Source organism: Nocardiopsis sp. SBT366 (genome assembly GCF_001083815.1).
Taxonomy (GTDB): domain Bacteria; phylum Actinomycetota; class Actinomycetes; order Streptosporangiales; family Streptosporangiaceae; genus Nocardiopsis; species Nocardiopsis prasina.
The window spans coordinates 41931-60335 of the sequence record NZ_LAVM01000031.1 but is presented as its reverse complement, the minus strand read 5'-3'; the positions used below and the strand labels follow the sequence as shown (position 1 = coordinate 60335).

Annotated in this window: 18 protein-coding genes; 11 read left to right on the top strand and 7 right to left on the bottom strand. The window is 71.3% G+C overall.

The features are described from left to right. The coding region (locus ADX84_RS11790; protein WP_156208064.1) for a sigma-70 family RNA polymerase sigma factor at positions 1–998 on the bottom strand (998 nt) is incomplete at its 3' end. Between the two features lie 231 nt (positions 999–1229). Between ADX84_RS11790 and ADX84_RS11785 the strand changes: the two genes are divergently transcribed. Together ADX84_RS11785 and ADX84_RS11780 are read left to right on the top strand one after the other, a co-directional pair. Next, entirely contained in the window at positions 1230–1985 is a 756-nt protein-coding gene (locus ADX84_RS11785) for a hypothetical protein (protein ID WP_049572111.1), read from the top strand. A gap of 427 nt (positions 1986–2412) precedes the next feature. Next, on the top strand, positions 2413–2955 hold the full coding sequence (locus ADX84_RS11780) for a hypothetical protein (RefSeq protein WP_049572108.1): 543 nt from the start codon (positions 2413–2415) through the stop codon (positions 2953–2955). Between the two features lies 1 nt (position 2956). On the opposite strand, the gene ADX84_RS11775 is transcribed toward ADX84_RS11780, so the two are convergent. Genes ADX84_RS11775 through cutA form a run of 3 tightly spaced genes read right to left on the bottom strand, consistent with a single transcriptional unit; the run spans position 2957 to position 4560 of the window. After that, entirely contained in the window at positions 2957–3613 is a 657-nt protein-coding gene (locus tag ADX84_RS11775) for a GNAT family N-acetyltransferase (protein ID WP_049572105.1), read from the bottom strand. Between the two features lie 42 nt (positions 3614–3655). Further along, on the bottom strand, positions 3656–4222 hold the full coding sequence (locus ADX84_RS11770; protein WP_049572102.1) for a hypothetical protein: 567 nt from the start codon (positions 4220–4222) through the stop codon (positions 3656–3658). After that, a complete protein-coding gene (cutA, locus tag ADX84_RS11765; RefSeq protein WP_049572099.1) occupies positions 4219–4560 on the bottom strand; it encodes a divalent-cation tolerance protein CutA in 342 nt (113 codons plus the stop codon). The genes ADX84_RS11770 and cutA overlap by 4 nt, the downstream gene beginning before the upstream one ends. Positions 4561–4629: 69 nt before the next feature. On the opposite strand from cutA, the gene pyrE reads away from it, so the two are divergent. Next, positions 4630–5163, top strand: coding sequence for an orotate phosphoribosyltransferase (gene pyrE / locus ADX84_RS11760; RefSeq protein ID WP_049572096.1), 534 nt, complete (start codon positions 4630–4632; stop codon positions 5161–5163). A 48-nt stretch (positions 5164–5211) separates the two neighbouring features. Here the strand turns inward: pyrE and ADX84_RS11755 are convergent, their stop codons facing one another. Beyond that, a complete protein-coding gene (locus ADX84_RS11755) occupies positions 5212–5595 on the bottom strand; it encodes a RodZ domain-containing protein (protein WP_017544405.1) in 384 nt (127 codons plus the stop codon). 421 nt (positions 5596–6016) lie between these two features. On the opposite strand from ADX84_RS11755, the gene fbaA reads away from it, so the two are divergent. From fbaA to ADX84_RS11720, 7 genes are all read left to right on the top strand, one after another. Further along, positions 6017–7039 (top strand): class II fructose-bisphosphate aldolase, encoded by a 1023-nt coding sequence (gene fbaA / locus ADX84_RS11750; protein WP_017544404.1) that lies wholly within the window; start codon positions 6017–6019, stop codon positions 7037–7039. Between the two features lie 415 nt (positions 7040–7454). Continuing rightward, a complete protein-coding gene (locus tag ADX84_RS11745; protein WP_049572139.1) occupies positions 7455–7871 on the top strand; it encodes a DUF3151 domain-containing protein in 417 nt (138 codons plus the stop codon). A gap of 346 nt (positions 7872–8217) precedes the next feature. After that, complete coding sequence (locus tag ADX84_RS11740) at positions 8218–9501, top strand: adenylosuccinate synthase (protein WP_049572093.1); 1284 nt, start codon at positions 8218–8220, stop codon at positions 9499–9501. 47 nt (positions 9502–9548) lie between these two features. Then, a complete protein-coding gene (gene purD / locus ADX84_RS11735) occupies positions 9549–10799 on the top strand; it encodes a phosphoribosylamine--glycine ligase (protein WP_017544401.1) in 1251 nt (416 codons plus the stop codon). Between the two features lie 524 nt (positions 10800–11323). Then, positions 11324–12229: a phosphoribosylaminoimidazolesuccinocarboxamide synthase gene (locus tag ADX84_RS11730; RefSeq protein WP_049572090.1), complete on the top strand. Its 906-nt coding sequence runs from the start codon at positions 11324–11326 to the stop codon at positions 12227–12229. A 372-nt stretch (positions 12230–12601) separates the two neighbouring features. Continuing rightward, on the top strand, positions 12602–13897 hold the full coding sequence (gene murA / locus ADX84_RS11725) for a UDP-N-acetylglucosamine 1-carboxyvinyltransferase (RefSeq protein ID WP_017544399.1): 1296 nt from the start codon (positions 12602–12604) through the stop codon (positions 13895–13897). A 250-nt stretch (positions 13898–14147) separates the two neighbouring features. Beyond that, entirely contained in the window at positions 14148–15413 is a 1266-nt protein-coding gene (locus ADX84_RS11720; RefSeq protein WP_017544398.1) for a hypothetical protein, read from the top strand. Positions 15414–15527: 114 nt separating this feature from the next. Here ADX84_RS11720 and hisC read toward each other — a convergent pair whose 3' ends face one another. After that, positions 15528–16610 (bottom strand): histidinol-phosphate transaminase, encoded by a 1083-nt coding sequence (gene hisC / locus ADX84_RS11715; RefSeq protein WP_049572087.1) that lies wholly within the window; start codon positions 16608–16610, stop codon positions 15528–15530. 108 nt (positions 16611–16718) lie between these two features. Here hisC and ADX84_RS11710 point away from each other — a divergent pair, with 108 nt between their 5' ends. After that, positions 16719–17438, top strand: a complete 720-nt coding sequence (locus ADX84_RS11710; RefSeq protein WP_049572084.1) for a hypothetical protein — start codon at positions 16719–16721, stop codon at positions 17436–17438. Here ADX84_RS11710 and ADX84_RS11705 read toward each other — a convergent pair. Next, complete coding sequence (locus ADX84_RS11705; RefSeq protein WP_049572081.1) at positions 17413–18402, bottom strand: MauE/DoxX family redox-associated membrane protein; 990 nt, start codon at positions 18400–18402, stop codon at positions 17413–17415. The two genes, ADX84_RS11710 and ADX84_RS11705, sit on opposite strands and share 26 nt — an antisense overlap. Positions 18403–18405: the final 3 nt, after the last annotated feature.

The following is an 18405-nucleotide window of genomic DNA, read 5'->3' as shown; positions in this document are numbered from 1 at the left end:
CCCCAGGAGGACCCCCCGGCGGCCGGGGGGTCCTCCTGGGGCGCGGCCACCGGAGGGGGATCGGTGGGCGGTGCTCCCTCGCCTCCCACCAGAGCCAGCGCCACAGCGACGGCCACACCCGCGGCGGCCGCGGCCCCCGCCGAGACCTGCTGCTGGCGCCGGGACATCCGGTTCCACCAGGCTCCGGTCGCGACACCGCCCGGGGTCGCGGCGAGGTACCCCGTGGCGCCGAAGCCGACGACCAGCGGCAGCACGATCCCGCGCAGGCCGACGTTGACGTCCATCAGCTCCGCGTACACCTCGCGGCAGTCCCCGCAGTCGTCCATGTGCCGGTCGACCTTGGTGGTGTCGCGCTTGGACAGCCCGCCGCGCACGTAGGCGCCGAGCAGCGCCAACGTGGGTCGGCACGCCTCGGCCGCGCCGCCGCCCGCCAGGTGCATCTGCAGGTAGGCCTGGCGCAGCCCCTCGCGCGCCCGGTAGGCCAGGGCGGCCACACCGTTGGCGTTCATCCCGAGGATGGTGGCCGCCTCGGCGGGCTTGACCCCCTCGATCTCCGTGTGCCAGAGCACGGACTGCCAGCGTTCGGGCAGGGAGAGGAAGGCCCGGGCGATCAGCGAACGTTCCAGACCCTCCAGGGCGGGGTCGACGAAGGGTTCGCCGGAGTCGTAGCTCTCCATGTCGTCGGTGACGACCTGGCGTCTGTCCCCTCGCCCCCGGTCGTAGGCGGCGTTGCGGACCGCCGTGAGCAGGTAGGGGCGGAACGCGTCACTGGGTCCGCCGCCGCGCTGGATGACGCTGAGCACCTTGGTGAACGCCTCGGCGACGGCGTCCTCGACCTCGGCCTCACCGCGCAACAGCTGGCGGGCGAGGCCCCGGGCGGCCCCCGCGTGGCGCTCGTAGAGAGTGCCGTAGGCGGCGTTGTCACCGGCCTTCACCCGCTCGATGATCTCCGCGTCACCGATGAGTGTCTCTGTGTGCTCTCCGTCGGCGTCGGTCACCCAGCGCCCTTTCCCTCGTGGTCCCTTGGCCCCCCGCCGCGAGCCAGATCCGCGGTACGGGAAGCAGGGGTTCGGCGTCGGAGAATCACGTGCACGAAAAAAATATCCCGTATCCGCGTCATAGCCGCTACCGATCTCCGTGATTGGGGTGAGGGCGAACGAGGGGGACCCACTGCGGGGGCGCGGGCCCACCTCCGTTCACCTGGCCAAACAACGACCGGGAGCGATGCCGTGGGCGAGACCGAAGTGGGAGCCGGAACGCGGGGCCGTGTGGTTCAGCGTGCCCGGGAGCTGCGGGCGCCGTGGGGGCGCCGGAGCCGGGAGCGGGGGTGGAACCCGGCCGAGGACTGGTGGACGCCCTCCGTGGACGCCGTCTGCGAGGCGCACACCACCGGAAGCGACCTCACCGAACCCTGCTCGCGGCTCGGGGAGGCCCGGGCCCGTTCGGGGGTGGGGATCGGTCGGGCGCTGGCCGACCTCGACGCCTTCGGCGAGGTCGTGGGCTGGGACCGTCTCCCGCTCGACCTGGTCCGCGCGTTGGCCGACGGCTGGGTCGAGGGGGGCCGGGGCCGGGACACCTGCCAGGACCCGCTCACCGGCCTGGCCAACGAGGCGTACCTGCGCACACGCATCCGCGAGTTGTACCGGAGCGCGGAGGAGACGGTCCCGGCCGCGTTCGACCACCGGCTCGTGGTGCTGGCGCTGGACCCGACCCTCGACCCGTGGCGGCGCGCGGCTCGGCTGATCGTGCTCGGGCACGAGCTGAACCGCTTCTTCACCCGGGGCGAGTCGGTGTGCCTGGTCAGCCGGGCCCGGATCGCGGTGGTGGCCCGGGAGGTGCCCGTTCTGGGGACCGAGATCGAGGAGCTGCGCTCGGGGATCGGCTGGGAGCACGGCGCAGCCGTGTGGTCGGTTCCGTTGCCCGCGACCCACCGTGAGGCGGCCGCCCTGATCGACGGTCTGGGCAGGCCCGTCCGCGACGAATGACCCTCCGACGCCGCTTCGGGCCGCACGCCCTTCCAGAGGGGAGAGGGCCGGGTCCGGAGCGGCCGCCGACCGCCGCGCACGTCTGAGGGGGCGTTCGCGGGGCGGTCGGCCCCGTCCGACGGGCCAGGGTCCTCTGGCCCCCACGAGAGGGCGGCCCGCGAGGCCGTCGGACGGGAGAAGGCGCCGCTCGGCGGCGCCCGGGGGCGCGCTCACACTGGGGAGGTGGGCGCGCCCTCCGTCATGTCATGGTGAATGTTCACGGTTTCGATCACCCCATGCGTTTTTCGGCGAATCGAGAATGACTCCGAAGACAGGTTCGCTCACGAAACGTGGCGGAGGAAAAACACGAAGCGACGCCGTGGTCACCAGGTGTCATAGGCGACTGGGAATATCCATGGAACGCACAGACCCCTGGTATTTTCCGTGAATGCTCTCACGGTTTTCCGGGTTTTTCGTCGGTGCCTTCTTCGGCCTGGTCTTTGTGCTGGTCAACAGCGGTCCGCCGCTCCCCGCGCCGATCGCCCTCACTGTGCGCGCCCTAGCTGTGGGAGTGGCCGTCGCGATCGTCGTCCTGGCCGTGCTCGCCATGCGGAAGGCCTCCCCGGGTGAGGGCGAACCCTCCTCCCGCCCGCGTTTCGGGGCCTTCTTCGGTGTGGTCACCATGGTCGAGGTCGCGCTGATCATCGGCGGCGCGATGACCATCAGCCGGCTCGACGGGGTTCCGGACCAGGCCGGTGTGGCCTGGGTGGCCCTGATCGTCGGCCTGCACTTCCTCCCGTTGGCCTGGCACTGGAGACAGCGGGAGATCCTCGTCGTGGCCGGGTACACCACCGCCCTGGGGGTGGTCGGCCTGGTCATGGCCCTGACCGGGCACCCGGAGTGGGTGCCGCTGGTCAGCGGCGTCGTCACCGGTGCGGGCATGCTGCTCGGCAGTCTCGGCGGCGTGGTGTGGGTGGCGCGCGGCCGGTGACTCAGTCGGGCAGTTCGCCCAGGCCGAAGTACGGCAGGCACGGTTCCAGTCCCCCGACCTCGACCGGGACCGTGCGGTGCCTCTCCCAGTCCTCCCGGGTGAGGCGGAACCTGGTCTCCCGAACCTGCTCGCCCCGGACGGCGAGCAGGTTGGTCCCGTCAGGTCGGTAACCGAGCCTGCGGGCCACCCCCCGTGAGGCGGTCGAGGTCTCGAAGGCCTCGGAGACCGCGGCCTCCGCGCCCAGCTCCGCGAAGGCCAGGTGGAGCACGGCGGCGCGCATCTCCGTGCCGAGACCCCTGCCCTGGTACCGCTGGGTGAGCCACGAACCCGTGCTCACCTGGCGAGCCACGCCGAAGTCCTTCGCTGTCAGGTCCTGGACCCCGATCACGGTGTCCTCGTGCACCACGACCGCGTTGAACGTCCACCGCTCCGGGGTCCACGTCGCCATGGTGGCCCAGTTGTGCTGGATGACCCCGAGCGCCAGGCGGGCGGGCGTCCGGTCCGTCCACGGGGTGAGGAAGGGCATCCGCTCGGGTTCGTGGACACCCGCGACGGCGGCCTCCGCCAGCTGGGAGAGGTCCTGGTCGGAGGGCATCCGCAGTTGGAGGCGCGGTGTGTACAGCCGGAGCCCCGCCGGGGGGAAGTGGTCTGCGATCATGTCCCGATTCTGCGGAAGCCGCCCCGGGTTGTCACCCGGAAATCAACGAACCAGGTCCCTGACGAGCGCGGCCAGCTCACCGGCGGCGGACCGGCCCACGTTAGCCTCGCGGACCGTCCAGCCGCGCATCCCGGCCAGGTGCGCCGGATGCGCGTAGGCGGGGTCGGTGAGCAGGTAGCCGCACGGCGCGTCCGGCCAGTCCGGGACGGTGGGCAGGCGCTCGGTGCGGTAGGCGGCGGGTTCGCCCTCCCGAGCCGGAACCTCGGTGAGCAGCTGGTTCCGTGCGAGGTCGGCGCGGGTCGGGCTGCCCGGCTGCGGCAGGGGGGCGTTCACCAGCACGTAGCCGAGGACCGGGCGGTGCGCGGAGCGCTGGGCCGCCCCGACGGCGCCGAGGAGGGGGCCGCCGTCCCCCTCCGCGACCAATACGACGGGGGTGCGGTCGCCGACCAGTCGGCCGATCTCCAGGCTCGCCCGGGCCACGTAGCGGGCGGCGTGGGGCGCGGTGTCGTCGTCCTGGATCTCGGGGAACACCGGGGAGGGGACGAGGTCGGCGGCGTCGGGAAGGGAGAAGGGGGCGCCGAGGGTGGGGGGAAGGAGGACGGTGATCACTCGGGGTCGCCCGCCCTGGTCTCGTCCCTGACCCAGGCCAGATAGGAAGGGTTTCCGCCGGTCACGGGAGTGGCGATGACCTCGGGGACGTCGTAGGGGTGCGTCTGGACCAGGTGAGCGACGAGGTCGTCCAGGCGGTCCGCCTGGGTCTTGATCACCACCGTCCACTCCTGGTCGGCCTGGACCTCACCCTCCCAGCGGTAGAAGCTGGAGATCGGCCCGCCCACCTGCGCGCAGGCCGCAAGCCGGTGCCCGACGACGGACCGGGCCACCTCCTCCGCGCCCTCGCGACTGTCCACGGTGGTCTCCACCCGGACCGCTCCGGTGTGCTCCTGCATGGTCGTCCCAACTCGGGCGGAGCGGGCCTGGTCCGCGCGGCCCCACCCGGTGTCCTAGGCTCACTGGTCATGAGCGAACGTGATGAACTCCTGCGTCAGATCAACGATAAGGCGGTCGTGCGCGGGAAGGTGACCCTGTCCTCCGGCAAGGAGGCCGACTACTACGTCGACCTGCGCCGGATCACCCTGGACGGGGAGGCCGCGCCGCTGGTCGGTTCGGTCCTGCTGGACACCGTCGAGGACCTGGAATTCGACGCGGTGGGCGGTCTGACCCTGGGTGCCGACCCGGTGGCCTCCGCGATGCTGCACGCCGCGCACGCACGCGGCCGCAAGCTGGACGCCTTCGTGGTGCGCAAGGCGGGCAAGGCGCACGGGCTCCAGCGGCGGATCGAGGGTCCGGACGTGAGGGGCCGCCGGGTCCTGGCGCTGGAGGACACCTCCACCACCGGTGGTTCGGTGATGACCGCGGTCGAGGCGCTGCGTGAGGCGGGTGCCGAGGTCGTGGCGGTCGCGCTGATCGTCGACCGTGGCGCGCGCGGGCGGCTGGAGGAGGAGGGCCTGGAGTACCGGCCCGTCTTCGAGGTCTCCGACCTGGACGTGTGACCGCCGGGTCCGTGCGGTGGGGCGTTCGCGTCCCACCACGGGCCGGGTCTACGGCTTGAGGGTGAAGCTGTGTCCCGGGGCGCGGTCGGAGACGTCGCGCTGGACGCCGTTGACGTGCACCTCGACGGCGGTCGGGTCTCCGATGGAGACCTCGAGGCCCTGGTCGTTGTCCGGGTAGGTCACGGAGCTGCCCTGGGCGAGTTCCTGGTCCAGGAGCACGTCCCCGCCGGGGACGCGGACGAACACGTCGCTGGACTGGCCCACCACGCGGATGTGGAGGACACCCATGTCATCGGGGTCCACACTCTCGGCCGCTGCCTCGGACGCGTTGACGCTGACGCTGGAGGCGTTGCTCGGGAGGGACTGGTACAGGAAGTACCCGCCGAGGGCCACCATGGCGACCAAGAGCACGACGGCCCCGACGATGGCCATCACCTGGCCAACGCCGCGCGGATCATTCCTATGCCTTCCCACGGCGACGAATGTAGCGCGTATCACGACAAAAAGCGACAGCGGCCACCTGGAGCAACCGCGGTTTCGGAGCCGGGCGTGAGAAATCGGCCGGGAATCCACCGTCTCTTCCGGGCCCCCTCACCGGGCCCTCCCTTCTCCTCACCGTAAGCTGCGGGTACGTCGCCGATCCCGAGCATTTTGGTCTAGACCTTTCCAACGGCTCCGGGTATTCGGGATACTTGGACGACACCTGGCGGACGCTTCCGGGCGCGAGGCCCACGGGCCGACCCCCGACGGCCCGGAATCCTCCGCCGGGGAAACGCACGTGGGGTGCCGTCGGTACGCGAGGGTTTCGCGTCGGCGGCCGCTCGCTCCAGGCCGAACCAGGGAGAGTCAAGCCATGCCCATCGCCAGTCCCGAGGTCTACACCGAGATGTTGAGCCGCGCGAAGTCCGAGGGCTTCGCCTACCCGGCGATCAACGTGACCTCCAGCCAGACGCTGCACGCCGCCCTGCGCGGCTTCGCCGAGGCCGAAAGCGACGGCATCGTCCAGATTTCCACCGGTGGCGCGGAGTTCCTCTCCGGTGCTTCGGTCAAGGACATGGTCACCGGCTCGGTCGCCTTCGCCGAGTTCGCTCGCGTGGTCGCCGCCAAGTACCCGGTGAACATCGCCCTGCACACCGACCACTGCCCGAAGAACAAGCTCGACGGCTTCGTCCGTCCGCTGCTGGAGATCTCCAAGGAGCGCGTGGCCAAGGGCCAGGAGCCGCTGTTCCAGTCCCACATGTGGGACGGCTCCGCGGTCGAGCTGGAGGAGAACCTCCAGATCGCGGACGAGCTGCTCGCCGCCTCGAAGGCCGCCCGCACCATCCTGGAGATCGAGGTCGGTGTCGTCGGCGGCGAGGAGGACGGCATCGTCGGCGAGATCAACGAGAAGCTGTACACCACCCCGGAGGACGCCCTGCGCACCGCCGAGGTGCTGGGCCTGGGCGAGAAGGGCTACTACCTGACCGCCCTGACCTTCGGCAACGTGCACGGCTCGTACAAGCCGGGCTTCGTGAAGCTGCGTCCCGAGGTCCTGAAGGCCGCCCAGGAGGCCGTCGCCGCCAAGCACGGCAAGGCCCGGGCGTTCGACTTCGTGTTCCACGGTGGCTCCGGCTCCACCATGGAGGAGATCCACGAGGCGATCGACTACGGCGTCGTGAAGATGAACATCGACACCGACACCCAGTACGCCTACACGCGTCCGGTCGTCGACCACATCCTGAAGAACTACGACGGCGTGCTGAAGGTCGACGGCGAGATCGGCGACAAGAAGGCCTACGACCCGCGCGCCTACGGCAAGGTCGCCGAGGCCGGCATGGCCGCCCGTGTGGTCGAGGGTGCCCAGCACCTGAAGTCCGCCGGGAACAAGATGAAGTAGGGCTCCCCGGCCCCCCGTGCGGTGCCCGTCGGCCTCGGCCGGCGGGCACCGTCGTCCTTTCCTGGCTCTTCACCGGGCACCGGTGACGTCTCGGCACGTGCCGCGCAGCGTCCGGGTTCGTTGTGCGCCACGGCGCCCGCGCTGAACCGGCTGAGCCCGTGCGCGTACGCGGGACCGACGGCTGGGCCGTCCCGGACCCGCTGGCCGGGGCGACGGCACCCGCGTCGGCGGCGGACCGGTGGTCACGCGCGTGGGCGCGCACGCGGTCAAGCACGGCTCCACCCGGGGCCCCGAAGGCGCGGGGCGCGAGCGGGCTGAGCCCGCCCCGGAGCGCCCGAACGTCCCGGAGACCACCGTGACCGCGGATACACCCGGTCTCCCCGGAACCGGTGTGGCCCGGTGGCAGGATGGGGGCATGAACCTGCACCAGAACCTGCTGAACGAGCCGCCCGAGACCCGCCTGGCCGACGACCCCGAGGCACGCGAGGCCCTCGCCCACTCCGACGACCCCACCCCGGTGGCCGGTCGGTTCCCGAGCTACTCCGCCGCGTGGGCCCGGCTGGCCGAGCTGGCCCTGGCCAACGGCCAGCCGGTGACCGCCTACGCGTACGCCCGGACCGGGTACCACCGCGGGCTGGACCAGCTGCGCCGCTCGGGCTGGAAGGGCCACGGCCCGGTCCCGTGGGAGCACGAGCCCAACCAGGGCTTCCTGCGCGCCCTGCACGCCCTGAGCCAGGCCTCGGCGCAGATCGGCGACACCGAGGAGGCGGAGCGCTGCGCGACCTTCCTGCGCGAGTCGAGCGCGGAGGCGGACCAGGTCCTGAACGGCTGAGCCCGGCGCACCTCGTGACGGGCCCGGTCGGAGCCCCCTTCGCTCCGGCCGGGCCCGTCGGCGTACTCCGAAGCCGGGGCGCCAGGAGTCCGCGCCGTGCCCGGACGGTGTGGGAACCCGCACGCCCCCGACGGGAACGGGGCCCGGCGCCCGCGGTCCACCTCGCCGTCGACGGACGGCGCCGGGACGCGGCGACCCGAGTGCCGCAAAGCCCCACTTAACCCGGATGCGCAGGTCGTGTACGCTCAATACGCAACGGCCCCTGTCGCTGCCTTGCGCCAGGGGTTCTTCCATGTTCGGGGTCGGAAAAGCCCCGGTCAGGTGTCGAGCGAAGAGGTAGAGACCAATGCCGGCGATCACGCTCGTGGGTGCCCAGTGGGGCGACGAGGGCAAGGGCAAGGCGACCGACCTGGTCGGTGACCGCGTGGACTACGTGGTCCGTTACCAGGGCGGCAACAACGCCGGGCACACGGTGGTCATCGGCGACCAGAAGTACGCCCTCCACCTGCTGCCGTCCGGCATCCTGTCCCCGAACGTCGTCCCGGTCATCGCCAACGGCGTCGTCATCGACCCGGGCGTGCTGTTCGAGGAGCTGCGCGGCCTCCAGGAGCGGGGCGTGGACACCTCCCGCCTGGTCATCTCGGCCAACGCGCACCTGATCATGCCCTACCACCGGGCCCTCGACAAGGTCAGCGAGCGCTTCCTCGGCAAGGGCAAGATCGGCACCACCGGTCGCGGCATCGGCCCGACCTACGCGGACAAGGTCACCCGCCAGGGCGTGCGCGTGCAGGACATGTTCGACCCCAAGATCCTGCGCAAGAAGATCGAGCTCGCCCTCCACGACAAGAACCAGATCCTCACCAAGGTGTACAACCGGCGGGCCCTGGAGGCCGAGCCGATCATCGAGGAGTACCTGGGCTACGCCGAGAAGCTGCGCCCGCACGTCGCGGACACCTCGCTGATCCTCAACAAGGCGCTGGACGAGGGCAAGACGGTCTACCTGGAGGGCTCGCAGGGAACCCTTCTGGACATCGACCACGGCACCTACCCGTTCGTGACGTCGTCCTCCCCCACCTCCGGCGGCGCGGCCGCGGGCGCGGGCATCGGCCCCAACCGCATCACCAAGGTCGTCGGCATCCTCAAGGCCTACACCACGCGTGTCGGCTCCGGCCCCTTCCCGACCGAGCTGCTGGACGAGCAGGGCGCCTGGCTGCGCACCCAGGGCGGCGAGTACGGCGTGACCACCGGCCGCGACCGCCGCTGCGGCTGGTTCGACGCCCCGATCGCCCGTTACGCCACCCGGATCAACGGCATCACCGACTTCTTCCTGACCAAGCTCGACGTGCTCACCGGTCTGGAGCGCATCCCCGTGTGCGTCGCCTACGACGTCGACGGCGTGCGCCACGACGAGATCCCGATGACGCAGACCGACTTCCACCACGCGACGCCGGTCTACGAGTACTTCGAGGGTTGGTCCGAGGACATCACGGGCGCCCGGAAATTCGAGGAACTCCCCAAGAACGCGCAGGCTTACGTGCGTACCCTTGAGGAGATGGCCGGTGCCCCGATCTCCGCCATCGGCGTCGGTCCGGGCCGCGAGGAGACCCTGCAGCTGCGTTCCCTGGTCTGACCCGGCGACACTCCACCTTCCTCCAGTAGAAGAAGAGGCCCCCTGTAGTGAAAGCGCTCGTTCTCGGCGGCGGAGGCCGCGAGCACGCACTCGTCCGAGCTCTGTCCCTTGATCCGGGCGTCACCAGCATCCACAGCGCCCCCGGCAACCCGGGCATCTCCGACCTCTCCGAGAACCACGTCATCAACGTGACGGACGGGCTGGCCGTGACCGAACTGGCCGCGCGCATCCGCGCGGAACTGGTCGTGATCGGCCCGGAGGCGCCGCTGGTGGCCGGGGTGGCCGACGCCCTGCGCGACCGGGGCATCCCGGTGTTCGGCCCCGACAAGGAGGCCGCGCGGCTGGAGGGGTCCAAGGCCTTCGCCAAGGAGGTCATGGAGGCCGCCGGAGTACCCACCGCGAAGGCGCGGGTGTGCCGGAGCGCCAGCCAGGTCTCCGAGGCCCTCGACGAGTTCGGCGCCCCGTACGTGGTGAAGAACGACGGGCTGGCCGCGGGTAAGGGCGTGGTGGTGACCGAGGACCGCGCCCTCGCCGAGCGGCACGCCCGCGAGTGCGGCCGCGTGGTCATCGAGGAGTACCTCGACGGCCCCGAGGTCTCCCTGTTCGTGCTCACCGACGGCGCCCACGCGCTGCCGCTGCTGCCCGCCCAGGACTTCAAGCGCGCCTACGACGGCGACCAGGGGCCGAACACGGGCGGCATGGGCGCGTACGCCCCGGTGCCGTGGGCCCCGGCCGGGCTGGTGGACGAGGTCATGGAGTCGGTCGTGCGGCCGACCGTCTCCGAGATGAACCGCCGTGGCCACCGCTACCAGGGCCTGCTCTACGTGGGTCTGGCGCTGACCTCGAAGGGTCCGCGCGTGGTGGAGTTCAACGCCCGCTTCGGGGACCCGGAGACGCAGGTCGTACTGGACCGGCTGGCCACCCCGATCGGGGCGGTCCTCCAGGCCACCGACACCGGCGGCCTGGGCGCGATCGGTTCGCTCCAGTGGAAGTCGGGCGCGGCGGTGACCGTCGTGGTCGCTGCCGAGAACTACCCGGGCGACCCGGTCAAGGGTGACCTGATCGGCGGCCTGGAGGCCGCGAACGCCCTGGAGGGGGCCTACGTGCTGCACGCGGGCACCGCCTGGGACGGGGTGCGCGACGTCAAGGCCAACGGCGGCCGCGTGCTGAACGTGGTCGGCACCGGCGCGGACCTGCGCCAGGCCCGTGAGCGCGCCTACGAGGCGGCGAGCAGGATCGAGCTGCGCGGTTCGTTCTACCGTTCCGACATCGCCGAGCGCGCCGCCGCCGAGGTCTGACTCCGCGCCGGCCCCTTCTGGGCGACACACCACGGAGTTCCCACGGGGTCCGCGGCCATGCGGCTGCGGGCCCCGCGCTCGTCCCGCCCCGGGTGTTGACCGGGGGCCGCCCGACCGGGTGGAGCGGCGGGAACGCGATACTGGAGGTGTCCGCCCCGAGCGGGCACCGACGGCTCCCGGGGCCCGGCACCGCCCGGTGGACCCTGAGGCACACAGACGACAGGGGCGTGTTTTCCGGGTGCTTTCGCCGGTGGCGGCGCGGCCACCACCGGTGCGAGCGGCCCTCTCCCCTGCTGTGCACCGCTGGGCAGGCTCCGCGGTCTCGCGCAGCGGGGCCCGGCGATCTCTCGCGCGCCGTGGAGCGAGACCGCCCCTACTGTGCACCGCGTGCGAGCTCAGCAGTCGCACACCGGGGCCCGACCGGGGTTGGCTGTCCGGGCTTCGTCGGCGCGGCGAGAGGCCGCCTGGTGGTCACGAGCGCGGAATGATCCATAGAACACGCCCAAGACCCAGAGAGAAGCATCATGAGTGGCTTCGTCACCGTTCCCGAGCCCGTCGAGGTTCCGGGGCTCACCCACCTGCACACCGGCAAGGTGCGCGACCTGTACTCGACGGACTCCGGCGCGCTGGTGATGGTGGCCAGCGACCGGGTGTCGGCCTTCGACTGGGTGCTGCCCACGGAGATCCCCGGCAAGGGCCGTCTGCTCACCCAACTGTCCCTGTGGTGGTTCGAGCGCCTCGGCGACCTCGTGGCCAACCACGTCGTCTCCGACACCCCGCCCGAGGGCGCACCCGCCGACTGGGCCGGGCGCACGCTGGTCTGTGAGCGGTTGGACATGGTGCCGGTGGAGTGCGTGGCGCGCGGCTACCTGGCCGGGTCCGGACTGGCCGAGTACCGGGTGGACCGCACCGTGTGCGGCGTCCCCCTCCCCGAGGGCCTGGTCGACGGCTCCGAGCTGCCCGAGCCGGTGTTCACCCCGGCCACCAAGGCGGAGGTGGGCGACCACGACGAGAACGTGTCGTTCGAGGTCGTGGTGGATCGGCACGGGGAGAAGCTCGCCACGGAGCTGCGCGACCTCACCCTGCGCGTGTACGGGCGCGGCCGGGACGTCGCACGGGAGCGCGGCGTGATCCTCGCCGACACCAAGTTCGAATTCGGCCGTTCCGCGTCCGGTGACCTCGTCCTCGCGGACGAGGTGTTCACCCCGGACTCGTCCCGGTACTGGCCCGCCGACGAATGGAACCCGGGGCACGCCCAGCCGTCCTTCGACAAGCAGATCCTGCGCGACTGGCTGACCTCGCCCGCCTCGGGCTGGGACCGCGCGTCGGACACGCCGCCCCCGGAGCTTCCTGAGAACGTGGTGGAGCGCACTCTGTCCCGTTACGCAGAGATCCATGAGCGTTTGACCGGCACCAAACCCGCTCTCTGACCGACGCCCGCCGCGTGATTCCGCGCACGGGGACGACGTTTCGGCTGTGGGAGCGCGTATGGTGGTGAGGTCGTATGCAACACCGAAGTAACGGACAGCCATGCGTACGACCCATGGTCTCTCCTCCGGCGTAATGCCTCTTTGGCCGTTTGGCGGGACTTCAACCGCGATCAGCGGGTATACCACGTTCTGGGCCGTTTGACGTGATCCGATTGCTATAGAGTCATCGCGAACCGACCGGCTCACCGGCCGTGCAGGTCACACACAGACGGTCGCAACGTTTCAGGGCGAACCCGCGTCTCAAACGCATACAGGCGAGACCCGACGAGGGTGACCCTTTTTCACATCTGCCTCACGAAGGAGCACATGAGCATGGGCCAGGAGGTTCGTTACCGCGTCCGCGGCGGACGCCCCCTCAGCGGAACGGCGTTCATCCAAGGCGCGAAGAACGCCGTCCTGCCGATGATCGGGGCCGCCCTGCTGGCGTCCAAGGGACGTACCGTGCTGCGGAACGTCCCCGTCATCGAGGACGTCTACCGCGCGATCGAGCTCGCCGAGCACGTGGGTGCCAAGGTGGAGTTCCACGAGTCCGAGCGCACCGTCGTCATTGACGCGTGCGGCCTCAACGACCCCGAGCGTGCCGTCCTGCCCGCCGATATCGCGGCCCGCTTCCGCGGCTCCGTGCTCTTCGTGCCGGCCCTGATGCACCGCACCGGCCGCGCCCGCATCGAGGGCGTCGGCGGTTGCAACCTCGGCAGCCGCAACCTCGACTTCCACTACCGCGGCTTCGCCCGCCTGGGCGCGGAGGTCACCGAGGACCTGGAGCGCAACCACATCAACGTGGAGGCCAGCAAGCTCCGGGGCGGCCGTCTGTACCTGGACACCCCGTCCCACACCGGTACCGAGAACCTCCTCATGGCGGCCGTGCTGGCTCCTGGCACCACCGTGATCGAGCACGCGGCCCTTGAGCCCGAGGTCATCGACGTCATCAACTTCCTGACCGCCATGGGCGCGAAGATCAGCGGTGGCGGCACCGGCCTGATCACCGTCGAGGGCGTCAAGGAGCTCACCGCCGTCGAGCACAGCATCATGGCCGACCGCATCGACGCCGGTGTGTTCGCGATGACCGTCGCCGCCACCGGTGGCGAGGTCAGCCTGGTGGGTGCCCACCTGGACCACCTGGGTGTGGCCCGTTGGAAACTGGAGCAGATGGGGGTCGGCTTCTCCCAGGAGGGCGCCGTCCTGCACGTCCAGCGGGACCCGTCCGTGCCGCTGCGCCCGATCAACGCGGTGACCTCGCCGTTCCCGGGCTTCGCCACGGACCTCCAGTCGCCGCTGATGGCGCTGGCCACCCTGGCCGAGGGCGAGAGCTACATCCACGAGGCCATCTACGACGGCCGCTTCGCCCTGGCCGACGAGCTCAACAAGATGGGCGCCAAGATCGAGGTCGAGGGCACCCGCGCCATCGTGCACGGTTCCACGAACCTGCGCGGCGCCGAGGTGATCGCCCACGATCTGCGCACCGGCGCGGCCCTGGTTCTCGCCGGACTGGTCGCCGAAGGTGAGACAATCGTGGCGCCTGGTTATCTGGTTGACCGCGGTCACGCTCAGTTCGCGACGCGGCTCGCCGCGCTGGGCGGCGACGTGGAGCGCGTCACCGTCTCGTAGGAGCCGTAGGCGCAGTTCAAGCCGGGGTGGGGGGCTTCCTCCCACCCGGGCTTTCGGCGTTGATATGGAAAACGATCTTCTTTGGCCCCGCACAATGGGTACGATCTCGGCAATCATGCCGTGACAGAGATCGGGTCGGGAAACCAGTGGGCGCACATAGTGAAGAGCGTGGAATGGTAGCGGGGAGCAACCCGAGGTGAGTGCGCAGCGTACTGGCGATTTGACGATCGGCGTCATAGGACCTCATGAGGTGGTCGAACGGGTCATGCTCATGGGTCCGGGGTCCACTGGACCCCTGAACGCCAGACTCATCGCCGCCGCCTACCGAGACGAGCAAGAGGCGACGGACAAGGTCGTCAGGCTGGGGTCGGCCATCGACGCCTACCTGTTCGCCAGTCCCGTCCCCTACGAGTTCGCACGGAAGGCGGGCGTGTTGACCATGCCCGCGACGTTCGTGCCGCTCGGCGGGGCGAGCCTGCATGAGGCCCTGCTCCGAGCGACACTGGACGATCGTTACGACCCGACCAGAGCCAGTCTCGACGTGCTCAGCCGCGCCGACGTGGTGGAGGCCTACTCCGAGGTCGACCTGCCCGTGGACGGCATCCACGTGCACGAGGAGCTGACCAACACCGCCCAGCTGACGTCCTTCCACGAGGGGCTGTGGCGGCGCAAGGCCACCAAGATGGCGATCACCTGCGTGCGCGGCGTCGCCGAGCGCCTGGAGGCCATAGGGGTTCCGGTGATCCGGCTGCGGCCCACCAACGCCGGTGTGCGCAGCGCGCTCCAGACCGCCGGTCTGCTGGGCGCGCACCACCGCCTGGAGGAGGCCCAGCTCGGTGTGGTCGTCGTGGACGTGCCCACGCTGCGCGACTCCTCCCGGCGTTCCACCCCGCGCTACTGGCGTGAGGAGCTGCGGCTGTCACTGCACCGGCTGCTGCTGCAGGAGGCCCACCGGATCAACGCGACGGCGCACCGCCTGGACGACCACTCGTTCATGGTGACCGCCACGCGCGGTTCGCTGGTGACCGCCACCGAGGGGTTCCGGCAGCCCCCGTTCGTGGAGCGCATCAAGGCGGAGCTGGGCATCGCGATCGAGGTGGGCATCGGCATGGGCCGGACCACCCAGGACGCGGAGTCGCACGCCCGCGCGGCGCTGAACCGGGCGCAGGCCTCCCGGCAGAGCTTCGCGGTGGACCGCGAGGGCCGTTCGCTGGTCCCGGCTCAGCGTGCTCCCGCCCGGCAGTCCTCCGAGCCGCTGCGCACCAAGGGCCGCGAGACCCTGGTCCGGCTCTCGGAGAAGATCGCCGAGGAGGACGGGCCGCTGGTGGTCGACGCGGAGAACGCCGGGCGCATGCTCGGGGTCACCTCCCGGACCGCGCGGCGCCTGCTGCGCACCCTGGTGGAGGAGGGCCTGGCCTGGCCCCTGCCGCCCAACCGCACGCTTCAGCCCGGCCGCCCGCGCCAGCTCTACCGCCTCATCGTGGAGAAGCTGGACAAGGACGCGGCGGGCAAGTAGTCCGAACGCACACCCGAACGGGGGCGGCTCCCATACGTGGGGGCCGCCCCCGTCGGCGTCTGCGGGGTCACACGCCTGTGGCCACGGCCGACGGGCGTGTGTCAGCGCCGTGTGTCAGCGCCGCTTGGCGTAGGCGGTCGCGACGGAGAGGAACGCGTCGTTCTCCTCGGGGGTGCCGAGGCTGACCCGGGCGCCCTCACCGTCGAACGGGCGCACGGAGACGCCCGCCTCCGCGCAGGCGGCCGCGAAGTCGAGGGTGTCCTCAGCCAGCCGCAGCCACACGAAGTTGGCCTCGGTGGGGGGCACGGTCCACCCCGAGGCCACGAGGGCGTCACGGACGCGCTCACGCTCCTTCACGGTGGTCTCCACGCGCTCGAGGAGCTCGGCCTCGGCGTCCAGTGAGGCGATCCCGGCCGCCTGGGCGAGGTGGTTGACCGCGAACGGGACGAGGGTCTTGCGCACGGCGTCGGTCACCGAGGGGTGGCCGACGAGGAACCCGAGGCGGACGGCGGCCAGGCCGTAGGCCTTCGAGAAGGTGCGCAGGACCGCGACGTTGGGGCGGTCCCGGTACAGGGCCACGCCGTCGGGGACCTCGGGGTCGCGCACGTACTCGCGGTAGGCCTCGTCGAGGACGACCAGCACGTGGTCGGGGACGCGGTCGAGGAAGTCGACCAGTTCCCGCTCCCGGACGGCGGTGCCGGTCGGGTTGTTGGGGTTGCACACCAGCACCATGCGGGTGTTGTCGGTGATCGCGCCGAGGAGCGCCTCGAGGTCGTGGGTCTCGTCCCTGAGGGGCACCCGGACCGAGGTGACGCCGGACAGCTCGGCCAACAGGGGGTAGGCCTCGAAGGAGCGCCAGGCGTAGACGACTTCGGCGCCCGGTTCCCCGACCGCCTCCAGGAGCTGCTGGAGCATGCCGACGGAGCCCGCGCCGAGCGCGACGTGCTCCTCCGGGACGTCCAGGTGCCCGGCGAGCCTGGTGACGAGCGCGGCGGCGCCCGGGTCCGGGTAGCGGTTGAGGTCGGCGGCGGCCCTGGCGATGGCCTCACGCACGGACGGGAGCGGCCCGAAGGGGCTCTCGTTGGACGACAGCTTGATGGAGCGCCCGTCCGGCCCGACGACCTTGCGGCCGGGCTTGTAGGCGGGGATGGACTCCAGTACCGCCCGCAGATATGGCGATTTCGACTCCGACACCATTGTCCTTCCTCAATACTTTGTGCTAACCCCGCGACACTCTCAGCAATGAGAGGTCCGGGTCGGTCACCGCTCCAAGCGGAAATATCGCACAAACGAGGAGATACCACCATGCGTTTGCGTCATCGTTCTGCCCGTTCCGCAGCGGGCGTGTCCCTGCCCGCCGCAGTCGCGCTGACCTCGGTGATCGTCCTGAGCGCGTGCGGCGGGACGGACGAGGGGCAGAGCGAGGACCCCAACGCCGAGGCCGCCGCCCAGCTGCACGACGCGCAGCCGATCAACGTCGGGGACGTCACCCTGCTACCCGAGAGCAGCGAGGCCGGAACCTACTCCGAGCTTGTCACAGTGCAGTATTCGGAGGAGGTCCGGGCCTCCACCGAACTGGACAAGCCCGAGTGCATGGACGCCGCCAACCGGTGGGGCGACCTGGAGGCGGTGCGCGACGCCCCCACCTCGGTGGCCGCCTACGAGTGGGACAAGGGCAACGTCTCGCACATCCTCGTACGACTCGACGAGGGCGCGGCCGCCGAGGCGCTGGCCGTCAAGCCCCCGGAGACCTGCGCCGAGTACACCGCCACCTACGAGGACGGCAGCAGCTCCGAGTACGGCGTCACCGACCTCGACGTCCCCCCGGTGGGCGACGAGTCGCGTTCCTTCGCCATCCAGGTCAACGACGACGGGGGCGAGAACCACATGTACACCGTCATGTACCGCAACGGTGACCTGCTGGGCACGACCTCCGTGATGGGCCCCGGTGAGGCCGAGGACTACGAGCAGCTGCTCCTGGACTTCACCGAGGCCGCCATCACACGGCAGGGCCAGATGCTCTGACCTCGTCGGGGAGGCCGCGCCCGGACTCGCCCGGGAACTCCTTGGCGAGGGTCCCGGGCCTGGCTCCGCCCCGGCCCTGGGCCTCGTCGCGCCTGGCCGCCTCGCGCGGCCGGGGCAGCCTGCGCGGCGGCCCCTGGAGGTCGAGCGTGGTCACCGCGCCGAAGAAGGCGATCACGGTGCCGCTCTCCCTGTCCACCAGGACCGCGCGCACGCCGGTCCGGCGCGGGCCGTCGATCCGCACCCCGTACACGACGTCCACGCGACGGCCGTGGCGCAGGCCGTCGTAGCGAAGGAACCGCCAGCAGCCGTGCCGCCAGGTCTCCTCGGGATCGCTCTTGAGCATCACCTTGGCGTTGGTCCGCCAGACCTCGCTGCCGCGCAGGCGGCGCAGGGTGCGGCGCTCGGAGACCTCGCGCACCGCGCAGGGCTCACGCGTGGTGAACCGGTCCAGGGCCTCGCGCAGCTCGGGGCTGAGCATCGCCAGCACGAGCAGCTGCACGCCGAGGACCACGCCGTGGGTCGCGGTGGGGCCCGAGGCCACCTCCCAGCCGGTGGGCGCCAGCCCGACCGTGGCGGCCGCGCCCACCGCCAGCAGGCCCGCGCGGGTGAGCGTGCGCCAGCCGATCGGCGTCTGGCTCAGGCCGCCGAAGCAGCCGCAACCGGCCTCGGGGTCGCGGCGGCGGGCCACCAGCAGCAGGACGACGGACGCCGCGAACATCAGGGCGGTGAGCACCCTCGCCGCCTCGCCGAGGAGGCCGGTCGCGGTCAGCAGGGCCACCGCCAGGGCCACCTCCAGCAGGCAGGTGGCGAGCGTGACGGGGCGGCGCAGACGTTCGGGCAGAAGGACGGACACGCCCGTCCCCGCCGCGCGCGGGCTGGCCTTGGCCGCGGCGCCGAGCAGGAGCAGGGCCGCGAGGAGCGGTAGCTGGACCTCGCGGACCGCTTCGAGAACCTCCGGGAACATCGG